This window comes from Lentzea sp. NEAU-D7 (genome assembly GCF_026242055.1).
Taxonomy (GTDB): Bacteria; Actinomycetota; Actinomycetes; order Mycobacteriales; family Pseudonocardiaceae; genus Lentzea.
Genome location: NZ_JAPJDL010000027.1, coordinates 114,723 through 125,951 on the forward strand (window position 1 = coordinate 114,723; position 11,229 = coordinate 125,951).

At 68.6% G+C, this 11,229-nt stretch carries 11 protein-coding genes; 3 read left to right on the forward strand and 8 right to left on the reverse strand.

The window, feature by feature from the left end; genetic code table 11:
* Genes ORI60_RS38430 through ORI60_RS38445 form a run of 4 tightly spaced genes read right to left on the reverse strand, consistent with a single transcriptional unit; the run spans position 1 to position 4,306 of the window.
* Positions 1–1,005, reverse strand: coding sequence for a glycerate kinase (locus tag ORI60_RS38430; protein ID WP_266042940.1), 1,005 nt, complete (start codon positions 1,003–1,005; stop codon positions 1–3).
* Positions 1,002–2,702, reverse strand: a complete 1,701-nt coding sequence (gcl, locus tag ORI60_RS38435) for a glyoxylate carboligase (protein WP_266042941.1) — start codon at positions 2,700–2,702, stop codon at positions 1,002–1,004. Before gcl ends, ORI60_RS38430 begins: the two co-directional genes overlap by 4 nt.
* Positions 2,703–2,705: 3 nt before the next feature.
* Positions 2,706–3,563 carry an NAD(P)-dependent oxidoreductase gene (locus ORI60_RS38440; RefSeq protein ID WP_266042942.1) on the reverse strand — a complete coding sequence of 286 codons (858 nt, stop codon included), beginning with the start codon at positions 3,561–3,563 and terminating at the stop codon, positions 2,706–2,708.
* On the reverse strand, positions 3,560–4,306 hold the full coding sequence (locus tag ORI60_RS38445; RefSeq protein ID WP_266042943.1) for a hydroxypyruvate isomerase family protein: 747 nt from the start codon (positions 4,304–4,306) through the stop codon (positions 3,560–3,562). Before ORI60_RS38445 ends, ORI60_RS38440 begins: the two co-directional genes overlap by 4 nt.
* A gap of 99 nt (positions 4,307–4,405) precedes the next feature.
* On the opposite strand from ORI60_RS38445, the gene uraD reads away from it, so the two are divergent.
* Together uraD and pucL are read left to right on the forward strand one after the other, a co-directional pair.
* A complete protein-coding gene (uraD, locus tag ORI60_RS38450) occupies positions 4,406–4,927 on the forward strand; it encodes a 2-oxo-4-hydroxy-4-carboxy-5-ureidoimidazoline decarboxylase (protein WP_266042944.1) in 522 nt (173 codons plus the stop codon).
* Between the two features lie 2 nt (positions 4,928–4,929).
* Positions 4,930–5,808 carry a factor-independent urate hydroxylase gene (gene pucL, locus ORI60_RS38455; protein WP_266042945.1) on the forward strand — a complete coding sequence of 293 codons (879 nt, stop codon included), beginning with the start codon at positions 4,930–4,932 and terminating at the stop codon, positions 5,806–5,808.
* On the opposite strand, the gene ORI60_RS38460 is transcribed toward pucL, so the two are convergent.
* The 4 genes from ORI60_RS38460 to aceB form a co-directional block, all read right to left on the reverse strand.
* Positions 5,735–7,018: an NAD(P)/FAD-dependent oxidoreductase gene (locus ORI60_RS38460; RefSeq protein WP_266042946.1), complete on the reverse strand. Its 1,284-nt coding sequence runs from the start codon at positions 7,016–7,018 to the stop codon at positions 5,735–5,737. The two genes, pucL and ORI60_RS38460, sit on opposite strands and share 74 nt — an antisense overlap.
* A gap of 30 nt (positions 7,019–7,048) precedes the next feature.
* Positions 7,049–7,516: an Imm1 family immunity protein gene (locus tag ORI60_RS38465; RefSeq protein ID WP_266042947.1), complete on the reverse strand. Its 468-nt coding sequence runs from the start codon at positions 7,514–7,516 to the stop codon at positions 7,049–7,051.
* A gap of 75 nt (positions 7,517–7,591) precedes the next feature.
* Positions 7,592–8,761 carry a DUF6986 family protein gene (locus ORI60_RS38470; protein WP_266042948.1) on the reverse strand — a complete coding sequence of 390 codons (1,170 nt, stop codon included), beginning with the start codon at positions 8,759–8,761 and terminating at the stop codon, positions 7,592–7,594.
* Positions 8,761–10,245 carry a malate synthase A gene (aceB, locus tag ORI60_RS38475; RefSeq protein ID WP_266042949.1) on the reverse strand — a complete coding sequence of 495 codons (1,485 nt, stop codon included), beginning with the start codon at positions 10,243–10,245 and terminating at the stop codon, positions 8,761–8,763. The genes ORI60_RS38470 and aceB overlap by 1 nt, the downstream gene beginning before the upstream one ends.
* Positions 10,246–10,322: 77 nt before the next feature.
* Here aceB and ORI60_RS38480 point away from each other — a divergent pair, with 77 nt between their 5' ends.
* Positions 10,323–11,069, forward strand: a complete 747-nt coding sequence (locus tag ORI60_RS38480) for an IclR family transcriptional regulator (protein ID WP_323055989.1) — start codon at positions 10,323–10,325, stop codon at positions 11,067–11,069.
* The last annotated feature ends 160 nt before the right edge of the window (positions 11,070–11,229 follow it).

Here is an 11,229-nt window from a genome sequence, read left to right on the forward strand (position 1 = left end):
TCACTCTGACACCCAGTCGCGGGCGATGCGACCGCCGAGAACGCCCAGCAGCGAATCGGCCGAGGCCATGCACCGCGTGACGTCCGGTTCGACGTCCAGCAGCGCGTAGGCGGCCTTCAGCCCCAGGTCGCCGGGCTCGACCGAGCACTGGCCGGCCACCGCGACCACCGGTACGTCACCCGAGGCCCTGACCACGCCGTACGGCGCCTTGCCGTGCCGGGTCTGCTCGTCGAGCGACCCCTCGCCCGTGATCACCAGCGACGCGCCGGCGACGGCCTCGGCGAACCCGGCCAGTTCCAGCACGACCTCGATGCCCGGCCGGAACCGCGCGCCCAGCACCGCGAGAGCGGCGAACCCGATCCCGCCCGCCGCGCCCGCGCCGGGCTGTGAGGCATGCTCCGGTCCGACGCGCCGGGCGAACTCGGCGAGCCGCGCTTCGAGGATCTCCACCTGCTCGGGCGAGGCTCCCTTCTGCGGCCCGTAGACCGCCGCCGCGCCGGAAGGACCGAGCAGCGGGTTGTCCACGTCCGAGGCCAGCACGAGGTCGACGCCCTCGAACGACGCCTTGCCCAGCGCCTCCAGCATGCCCGCGCCGCCGTCCGTGCACGCGCTGCCGCCCAGCCCGAGCACGATCGTGGTGCAGCCGACGTCGAGGGCGGCTTTCAGCAGCTCACCGACGCCGTGGCTGGTGGCGTCGAGCGGCGCGGGCCGCTCCAGCAACGTCAGTCCCGCCGCCGAGGCCACCTCGACCACGGCGGTCGTGCCCCTGACCGCGAACGACGCGGGCACCGGCTTGCCCACCGGCCCGGTGACCCAGCGCCCGACCTTCACGAACCCGGCGGCGACGGCGGCGTCGACGGTGCCGTCGCCGCCGTCGGCCACCGGGAGGAGGCGCACGTCCACGTCCGGGGCCGCCTCCCGCAGGCCGCGCGCGACGGCGGCGGCGACCTGCGGGGCGGTGAGCGATCCCTTGAACTTGTCCGGCGCGACGATCACCCTTGTCACGGCAGCGGCTCGAATTCCCTCATCGCGGCGATCGACGTGCCGTTCGCGGTGTTGCCCTCGCGCTCGATCATGATCTCCACGAGCACCGGCCGCGACGTCCTGTCGGCCTCCTTGCGCGCCCACTCCAGCGAGGCTCGGATCTCGCTCGGATCGGCGACCCGGATGCCGGAGCAGCCGTAGGCCTCCATGATCTTCACGTTGTCCGAGCCGCTCGTGTCGTAGTGGATGTCGACCTCGTACTTCATGTCGTAGCCACCGTGGTCCTCGGCCATCCGGATCAGGCCGAGGTACTCGTTGTTCAGCATGATCAGCACGAACGGGACGTCGTACTGGGCGCCGACGGCGAGTTCCTCCACCAGGAACTGGAACGAGTAGTCGCCGACGATGCCCACGACCTCGGCGTCAGGCCTGGCCTTCTTCACGCCGATCGCCGCCGGGATCTCCCAGCCGAGCGGGCCTGCCTGGCCGCAGACCTGGTAGTGCCGCGGCTTGTGCGCCTTCTGGTGCTGCCCGGACCAGATCTGGTAGAGCCCGATGGCCGTGACGAAGTAGGTGTCCGGGCCGTAGAACTCGTTGATCTCCTTGAAGACCCGCGGTGCCTTGACCGGCACGGTGTCGAAGTCCTCGCGCCGCAGCAGCGTCCGCTTGAGCTCCTGGCACCGCTCGACCCAGGCACCGGACTCGCGAGGCCCGCGCGCACGTGCCTTTTCGAGCAGTGCCTGCAGGAACACCTTGGTGTCCGCGACGATCCCGAGGTCGGGTCCGAACACCTTGCCGATCTGCGTCGGCTCGACGTCGACGTGGATGAACTTGCGGTCGCCGCGGTACGTCGCGAGGTCGCCGGTGTGCCGGTCGCCGAACCGCGCGCCCAGTGCCAGCACCAGGTCCGACTCCAGGAACGACGCGTTGCCGTAGCGCTGGGAGGTCTGGATGCCGGTCATGCCCGCGTAGAGCGGGTGGTCCTCGTCGACGGCGCCCTTGCCCATCAGCGTGGCCTGAACCGGGATCTGCAGGAGCTCAGCCAGGTCCAGCAGCTCGGCGGACGCCTCGCCCAGGATGACACCGCCACCGGCGAGCAGCAGCGGGCGTTCGGCGGCCAGCAGCATCTCCAGCGCGCGCTCGACCCGTGCGTCGGACGGCACGCTTTTGGGGACGGGCAACGGTTCGTCGATCGTGGAGTCCCACTCGATCTCCTGCTTCTGCACGTCGATCGGCAGGTCGATGAGGACCGGGCCGGGACGGCCGGAGCGGGCGATCCGGAACGCCTCGCGGAAGATCCACGGCATCTGCGCGGCTTCCTTGACCTGCACCGCCCACTTCGTGACGGGAGCGGCGATCGAGACGATGTCGACGGCCTGGAACGCCTCCTGGTGCAGCTTCGACACCGCGGCCTGGCCGGTGATGCACAGGATCGGCACGGAGTCGGCCTGCGCGGTGTAGAGCCCGGTGATCATGTTCGTGCCGGCGGGGCCCGAGGTGCCGATCGCGACACCGACGTTGCCGGTCGTGCGCGACCAGCCGTCGGCCATGTGGGTCGCGCCCTCCTCGTGCCGGACGATGAGGTGCTCGATCGAGCCGTCCTGCTCCATCGCCTTGTACAGCGGGAGGATCGCGGCGCCGGGGCAGCCGAACACGGTGTCGATGCCCTCGGACTTCAGGACCTCGACGACCGCCTGCATGACTGGGATCTTCGGCATGTTCTACGACCTTCCCGCGAAGTTCTCGATGACCTTGAGCAGCGCGGAGTGGTCGAGCGACCCGTAACCCTGCGCGCGTGCCGCCGCGACGAGAGCGGCGATCTGGTTGGTGACCGGCAGCGCGACGTCGGCGGCGCGTGCCGCGTCCAGTGCGATGCCCATGTCCTTGTGGTGCAGGTCGATCCGGAAGCCGGGCTGGAACTCCCGCGCGATCATGGACTCGCGCTTCAGGTCCAGGATCCGGTTCGCCGCGAGACCGCCCGCGAGCACGTCCAGGCCCGCCTTCGGGTCGACGCCGGACGCCTCCAGCAACACGATCGACTCCGCCACGAGGGCGTAGATGCCGCCCACCATGAGCTGGTTCGCGGCCTTCACGACCTGACCCGCGCCGTGCGGTCCGACGTGGACGATCGTCTTGCCGACGACCTCCAGGAACGGCCTGGCGGCGGCGAAGTCGGCCTCGGTGCCGCCGACCATGATGCTCAAAGATGCCTGCACCGCACCGGTCTGACCGCCGCTGACCGGCGCGTCGAGCACCCGGACGTGCGACAGCTTCTTCGCGATCTCGATCGACGTGGACGGCCGGATCGTGCTCATGTCGACCAGCAGCGTGCCGTCGTCGAACTCGACCTCGTCGATCACGGCCTCGACCTGCGGGTGGTTCGGCAACATCGTGATGACGACCTCGGCGCCGCTCACGGCGTCCTGCGCGCTCGAAGCGGCCTTGCCCCCGTCGGCGACGAGCTTGTCGAGCGACGCCGGGCTGAGGTCGAAGCCCGTCACGTCGTGCCCGGCGGCTACGAGGTGGGCCGCCATCGGGCTGCCCATGATGCCGAGTCCGATGAATCCGATCCTGGTCATGCGTTGTTCCTCCAGTCGAAGGAGCCGGTGACGGGCTTGTACTCGGCGCCGACGAAGCCCGTGTAGCCGTTGGCGCGGAGCTTCGCGAGATGCCCGAAGAGGTCGAGTTCGCCGGTGCCGGGCTCACCGCGTCCGGGAGCGTCGGCGATCTGCACGTGACCGATGCGGTCGACGTGGTCGGCGAGGAGGTCGAGGTCGTCACCGTTCGTGGCGAGGTGGTAGAGGTCCGCGAGCAGCTTCACGTTGCCGCGGTCGATCTCGTCGATGAGCTCGAACGCCTGGTGGGCGGTCTTGATCGGGTACTTCGGCGCGCCGCTCAGCGGTTCGATCACGAGCTGGACGCCTGCCTGCGCCGCGACGTCGGCGGCGAAGCGGTAGTTGGAGACGGTCTGCGCGGTGGTCTCGAAGTTGCCGTGCAGCGCGTTGAGCGTGGGGCAGCCGAGGCGGTCCGCGATGGCCGTGGTGATCTCGACGTTCGCGCGGAACTCCGCCTCGCGGCCGGGCCAGCTCGCGAGGCCGCGGTCTCCCGCCGGCATGTCGCCCGCGTAGAGGTTGAGGCCCACGAGGCGCACACCCGCGTCGACGACGGCGCCTTCGAACGCCTCGATCTCCCGCGTCTCGGGTACGGCGTCCGCGAACGGCCACCAGATCTCGACCGCGTCGAACCCGGCGGCTCGCGCGGCGGCCGGGCGTTCCAGCAACGGCAGTTCCGTGAAGAGCATGGACAGGTTTGCGTCGAACATCGGATGCGTTCCTTCCCACCCAGAGAATATTTCACTCTGCGGAAGTTGGATTTCGTACTACGGAGACACTAGACATCCCGCTCGACCCAGGTCAAGAATGTGGAAGTTAGATTCCGCGATACAGAAACTTGGAGAGCCGTGGAGAGCTTCAACAGCGCCCCGGAGGCCGAACTGCGTCCTCTGCTCACCGAGTGCCTCGCGGTACCCCGCTGGGTCGACGCAGTGGTGGCGGGCAGGCCCTACGCGTCGATGGATGCACTCCTCGCGGCTTCTTCGGTTGCCGCACAAGGACTTTCCGACGAGGAAGTGCTCGGCGCCATCGCCGGGCACCCGCGCATCGGCGAACGGCAGAAGACAGGTGGGGTGTCGGCGAAGTGGTCGCGGTCCGAACAGTCCGGTGTGGACGCCTCCCAGGCTGATCGCCTGGCGGCCGCCAACGCCGCGTACGAGGATCGGTTCGGGCACATCTACCTGGTGTGCGCGACCGGCCTGAGCGGTGCGGAGATGCTCGGCAACCTGTCCTCGCGGATGGACAACCCGCCGGACGTCGAGCTCCGCGTCGTCAACGACGAACTCGCGAAGATCGCCGCGTTGCGGCTGCAGAAGCTGATCGGGAGCTGAACATGGCCATCGTCCTGGGCCCCAACCAGTACGGGAAGGCGGAGAACCGCCTCGTCACGGTGTCGCGCAACGGTTCCGTGCACACCGTCAAAGACCTGACCGTCAGCACCTCGCTGCGCGGAGACCTCGCGGACACGCACCTCACCGGCGACAACGCCAAGGTGCTCGCGACCGACACGCAGAAGAACACCGTCTACGCCTTCGCGAAGCAGGCGCCGGTCGGTGAGATCGAGGACTTCGCGCTGCGGTTGGGCCGGCACTTCGTCGGCTCGCAGGAACCGATCACCGGTGCCCGCATCCTGATCGACGAGCACTCCTGGGACCGCATCGACGGCCACGACCACGCGTTCGTCCAGGGCTCGAACGAGAAGCGCACCACCGCGGTGACGATCGACGGCTCCGACGCGTGGGTCGTGTCGGGCGTGCGCGACATGGTGGTGCTGAAGTCGACCGGATCGGAGTTCCACGGCTATCCGAAGGACCCGTACACGACTTTGAAGGAGACCAACGACCGCATCCTGGCGACGTCGGTGACGGCCCGGTGGCGCTACGTCGGCACCGACGCCGACTGGGCGAAGTCGTTCGCCGAGATCCGGTCGATCATGCTGAAGACCTTCGCGGACAAGCATTCCCTGTCGTTGCAGCAGACTCTGTACGCGATGGGAGAGGCCGTGCTGAACGCCCGCCCGGAGGTAGCCGAGGTACGGCTCTCCATGCCGAACAAGCACCACTTCCTGGTGGACCTGAGCGCGTTCGGCCTGGAGAACGACAACGAGGTCTTCTACGCCGCGGACCGCCCGTACGGGCTCATCGAGGGCTCGATCCTGCGGGACGACGCCCCCGAGGCTGGTCTTGCCTGGAGTACTTTGCCAGCCTTCTGAACACCACCGGGTTGAGCAGGCTCGCCGGCGAGGCGACCATGTGCACGACCCGGACGAAGCGGCTGAACAGGTCGGGGTCGTGCACGATCCCGGCCTGCCACTTCTTGAGGTACCAGCCGAGCAGGCCGGCGCGCCTCGGCCCGAGCCAGCTGCGGTCGGCGTTGCTGGACATCGCCCACGACCCCTTCGAGGTCTTCGCGATCTTCCGCTGGAACGCCCGGCACCCCTTGGCGCTGAAGTCCCGGTGCCGCCGGAACAGCAGCGCCTCCATCGCCGCCACGGTGATCCCCTGCCCGTACACGGGGTTGAACGCGCACACCGCGTCTCCCACCGCCACCAGCCCGCCCGGCCAGTTCGCCACGTCCTCGAAGGCGTTGCGGCGGCTGGCGGTACGGGCGAACAGGTAGACGGGCGTGAGCGGTTCGGCGTCGGCGAGCATCTCCGAGATCGGCACCCGCAACGAGTCCAGGAACCCCTGGTAGCCGTCGAGGTCACGCGGCGGGTGGTCACCGATCGCACCCTGTGCGGTGACCATGAGCCGGTCGCCCTCGACGCGCATCGCAGCGACGCCCCGCGGGAGGTCGGGCGCGGACAGGCTTTCCGCGTACACCACCGGGAAGTCCTCCGGCGCGGTGTAGATCCGGGTCGCGTACCCCGTGCCGGAGTCGACCACCTCGGGTTCCGGCGTGGTGATCCCCGCGGCGGCGAGCCACACCGGCAGCTTCGACGACCGGCCGGTCGCGTCCACGACCAGATCGGCGTCGACCCTGCCGTCGCGGGTGAGCACGCCGTCGACGACGCCGTCGCGGAACGACAGGCCGGTGACGTGCACGCCGTCCACGATCTCGGCGGTGACGCGTCGCCGGATGCAGGTCTCCAGCAGCGGGCGGCTCAACGACAGCAGCGGCAGGCCCAGCGGTGTCTTGGCGAGCCAGCCGAGCGGGTTGAGGATCCGCATGTCCCCCGCGTCGGCGAGCACCGCGCCCTCCGCCACGAGCTCGTCGCGCAGCCCGGGGAACAGTTCCTCCAGGAGTTCGCCGCCCCGCACCAGCAGCCCGTGCGTGTGCCTGCCCTGCGGCACTCCGGCCCGGTACTCGGGCTCCTCCGACAGCTCGTCGCGCTCCAGGACCACCACCTCGTCGCACGTCTCGGTCAGCACCCGAGCGGCGAGCAAGCCGGCGATTCCCCCACCCATCACCACGGCCTTCATGCGGCCATTCAACCAGCGACCGGCTGAGGGTCAGCGGTTCTCGCTCGTGCGCAACGACATCTGCTGATCACGCCACGAGTGGAACAGGTCGGCCTCGCAGTACCAGTCGACGCCGGTCGGCCGTTCGCCGGAGACCATGAACTCGATCAGCAGCCGCCGGAACACGTCGAGCGGAACACCGACACCGGGAGGGAAGTCCGTGTACTTCTCGTTGACGTACGGCGCTTCCGGCGACCCTTTCGGCCAGCCCATGAAGGTGTTGTCGACGTAGTACATGTAGCCCCACCCACCGCGCACGGCGAGCACGACGTTGTGGTCCGGTTCGCCGTCCGCGGTGAGGTCGCGGCCGAAGTGGTCGAGCGACCCGTCGTTGCACTCGGGCCTGTCGAGCAGCCTGATCAGCGTGTCCACATCCGCCTCGCACGCGACGACCTGGTACTTGTGTTCGGCCGTCTCGAGGTCGGGGAGGCCGGTCCAGAGGCCCGCACGCATGCTCATGCGAGCCACCCTGCACCCATTACCCGCACTATTCGACACCCATTGACAGAACCACACGAACGGGTGAGAGCCCGGTCAGCTCGAACGGGTGGCGAGCCCTCGCAGCGCCGACTCGTCCAGACCCGTCGCGGCCTGCACCTCGACCGGATCGAGCGCACCGCAGTCCACCGCCCGGAGGAAGAACGACGACAGCGCCTGAGCGGTCGCCGGCTCGTCCAGAACGCCTCCCGAGACGTTCTGCACGTACGCCTTCAGCCGTGCCGCGTCCGCCTCCAGACCCTCCCGGTAGAAGGCGTAGACGGCCGCGTAGCGCGTCACCAGCTGGGCGGGGTGCAGGTCCCAGCCCTGGTAGAAACCGTGCTCCAGCGACCGGCGCGTCAGCCGGTAGTGCGTGTCCCAGCCGTGCTTCTTCTGGTCACCGACGGGGAGCACGTTGGTGGAGCCGTCCGACAGCCGGACACCGGTGCCGGCGGCGGAAACCTGCATCACGTGCCGGGCGAAGTCGCACGCGCCGTGGGCCAGGTGCTGCTGCGCCGCGGACAGCCCGCAGCCCGCCGTGTAGTCGTAGGTGCCGAAGTGCAGACCCGTCACCCGGCCACGACCGGCCGCGATGAACCGCGGGATCGCGAGACGACCCTCACCGTCCACGATGGACTGGGTGGTCTCGACCTGGATCTCGAACTTCAGGTCCTCGCCGAAGAGGTCGAGCACCTCGCCGAAGACCTCGACCTGGTCGACCGACGTCACCTTGGGAAACGTGATGACGAAGCCCGGCGGGATCTCTCCCAGTGCCGTCAGGAAGATGTCCAGGGTGCGCAGGCCGCGCTCGCGCAGTTCGGCCGTGTCGAACGACTTGATGCGCAGCCCGCACGACGGCGGCGCGGTGCCCTCGGCGACCCAGCGCGACAGCAGGATCGCCGTGCTCTCGGCGTCCATGTCCTCGACGTCGTCCTCGGGAGCGCCGTAGCCGTCCTCGAAGTCGATCCGCAGGTCCTCGATCGGCTCACGCCGGAGCTTGGCCTCGACGCGTTCCAGCACGCCCTCGGGCAGGTCCGGGAGCAGTTCCGGTTCGATCGACTCCAGCGCCTCGCGGCCCCAGTCGGCGACCGTGGTCCCGATGATGCGGCCGGCGGGCACGTAGCACGTGTGCACGGGCTGACGCCCCACCGGCCAGCTGCGTTCCACAGTGGACAGCCGGGCGGTCACCCGCGCGACGTCCTCGGGAGACAGCGATGTCTCGTACATCAGATGCGCTCGTACGCCGGCAGCGTCAGGAAGTCGACGAAGTCCTCGGACAACGCGACCTGCTCGAACAGCTCGACGGCCGCCGCCACGTGCGGCCCCTCGAGCTCGCCGCCCACTCGCGCCAGCACTTCGCGCACGGCGTCGGCGGTGACCTCCGTGCCGTCGTCGAGCAAGACCTTGTTGTTGACCCACTGCCAGATCTGCGACCTGCTGATCTCCGCGGTGGCCGCGTCCTCCATGAGGTTGTGGATCGCCGCCGCGCCGTTGCCGCCCAGCCAGGACGCGATGTACCGCACGCCGACGTCGACGGCGGCCTCAAGTCCCGCACGCGTCGCCGAACCACCCGCCGACTTGAAGTCGAGCAGCTGCTCCGCCGTGACGCTGACCTCCGGACGCTGCTTGTCGATCTGGTTCGGCCGGTCGCCCAGCACCCCGTCGAAGATCTCGCGGCAAATCGGCACGAGGTCAGGATGCGCCACCCACGACCCGTCGAAACCATCGTTCGCCTCGCGCGTCTTGTCCTCGCGAACCTTGCGCAGCGCGTTCTCGGTGACCTCGGGATCACGCCGGTTGGGGATGAACGCGGCCATGCCACCCATGGCGAACGCCCCGCGCTTGTGACAGGTCTTCACCAGAAGCTCGGTGTACGCGCGCATGAACGGCGCCGTCATCGTGACGCTGTTGCGGTCCGGCAGCACGTAGTCCGCACCCGCGTCACGGAAGTACTTGATGACGCTGAAGAGGTAATCCCACCGACCGGCGTTAAGGCCCGACGCGTGGTCCCGCAGTTCGTAGAGGATCTCCTCCATCTGGAACGCGGCGGGAATCGTCTCGATGAGCACCGTTGCCCTGATGGTGCCGTGCGGCACGCCCTTGAGCTTCTGCGCCGTCGTGAAGACGTCGTTCCACAGCCGCGCTTCGAGGTGCGACTCCATCTTCGGCAGGTAGTAGTACGGCTTGCCGAGCTCGGCGTTGTGGAAGAAGTGCAGCCCGAAGTCCACGAGCGCGCCAACGGCGTTCTTCCCGCCGAACTGCAGGTTCCGCTCGTCGAGGTGCCACCCGCGAGGCCGCACGACGATCGTCGGGTAAGGCCCGCCCTTGAGCTTGTACTCCTTGCCCTCCGGCGAGGTGAACTCGATCGTCTCCCGCGCCGCCTCGTACAGGTTCACCTGCCCCTGCACGACGTTGTCCCAATGAGGCGTGTTCGCGTCCTCCAGGTCCGCGAGCCACACCTTGGCACCGGAGTTGAGCGCGTTGATCGTCATCTTGCGCTCGGTGGGCCCGGTGATCTCGACGCGCCGATCGCGCAGCGCCTCGGGCGCCTCAGCGACCTTCCACTCACCGTCACGCACGTCCTGCGTCTCGGGAAGGAACCCGAGGGGCCGGCGCTCCTTGCGAAGGGCGAGCAACTCGTCCCTGCGGGCGGCATGCGCCTCGTGCAGCTTCGCGACGAACTCAAGAGCCTCTTCGGTCAGGACCTGCACCTGGATCCACCTCTCTCGGTTTTGCTGTGTGGACTATAGTTTTTGCATTGCGGAACTGCAACGAGAGGAGCCGCACCGTGTCCACAGGTGGCGTGCAGTCCCTGCAAAGAGCCTTCGACCTGCTAGAACGGCTGGCAGACGCAGGCGGCGAAGCCTCGCTCTCGGAGCTGGCGGCAACGTCGGGCCTGCCACTCCCCACGATCCACCGCCTGATCCGCACCCTTGTCACGCTGGGCTATGTGCGGCAGAACAGCAACCGCCGCTACACCCTCGGCTCCCGCCTGATCCGCCTGGGCGAGACCGCCTCCCGCCAGTACGGCACGTGGGCGAGGCCACTGCTCTCCCAACTGGTCGACTCGGTGGAAGAAACAGCGAACCTCGCCGTCCTCGACGGCGACGAGGTCGTCTACGTGGCGCAGGTGCCGTCAAAGCACTCGATGCGCATGTTCACAGAGGTGGGCCGACGCTTGCTGCCGCACGGCACGGGCGTGGGCAAGGCGATGCTCTCGCAACTCCCCCGCGCAGACGTCCGCGCACTGCTGGACCGCACGGGCCTGCCCGCGTACACGTCGAACACGATCACAGACGCGTCCGAACTCCTCGACTCGCTGGACGAGATCGCGGAGCGCGGCTTCGCGCTGGACGAGTCCGAGCAGGAACTGGGCGTGCGGTGCATCGCAGTCCCAGTGGTAGGCGGCCCGACGCTGGCCGCGGTATCGGTGTCAGGCCCGGAGGGCAGGCTGACGAAGGAAGCCGTCTCACGAATCCTGCCGGAGGTACTGGCAGTCGCGAAGCGACTGGCAGACCAAGCCGCAACAGCCTGACAAAGCGAGCCGAAGGCGAGCAGCCCACCCAAGCGAAGTCGAAGGCGAGCCGTCTTCCCATACGGGCTGGGCGGTGGGGTCCCATCACGAGTCGCGCCATAGCACTTGCTGCATGAGAGAAGGGGTGTCAACTCGACACGCTTTTCGTCGAGTTGACACC

Bases quoted from the DNA above. Each gene is read 5' to 3' on its own strand.
- gcl (WP_266042941.1), bottom strand. From the start codon at position 2,702: ATGCCGAAGATCCCAGTCATGCAGGCGGTCGTCGAGGTCCTGAAGTCC.
- ORI60_RS38440 (WP_266042942.1), bottom strand. From the start codon at position 3,563: ATGACCAGGATCGGATTCATCGGACTCGGCATCATGGGCAGCCCGATG.
- ORI60_RS38445 (WP_266042943.1), bottom strand. From the start codon at position 4,306: ATGTTCGACGCAAACCTGTCCATGCTCTTCACGGAACTGCCGTTGCTG.
- pucL (WP_266042945.1), top strand. From the start codon at position 4,930: ATGGCCATCGTCCTGGGCCCCAACCAGTACGGGAAGGCGGAGAACCGC.
- ORI60_RS38460 (WP_266042946.1), bottom strand. From the start codon at position 7,018: ATGAAGGCCGTGGTGATGGGTGGGGGAATCGCCGGCTTGCTCGCCGCT.
- ORI60_RS38465 (WP_266042947.1), bottom strand. From the start codon at position 7,516: ATGAGCATGCGTGCGGGCCTCTGGACCGGCCTCCCCGACCTCGAGACG.
- ORI60_RS38470 (WP_266042948.1), bottom strand. From the start codon at position 8,761: ATGTACGAGACATCGCTGTCTCCCGAGGACGTCGCGCGGGTGACCGCC.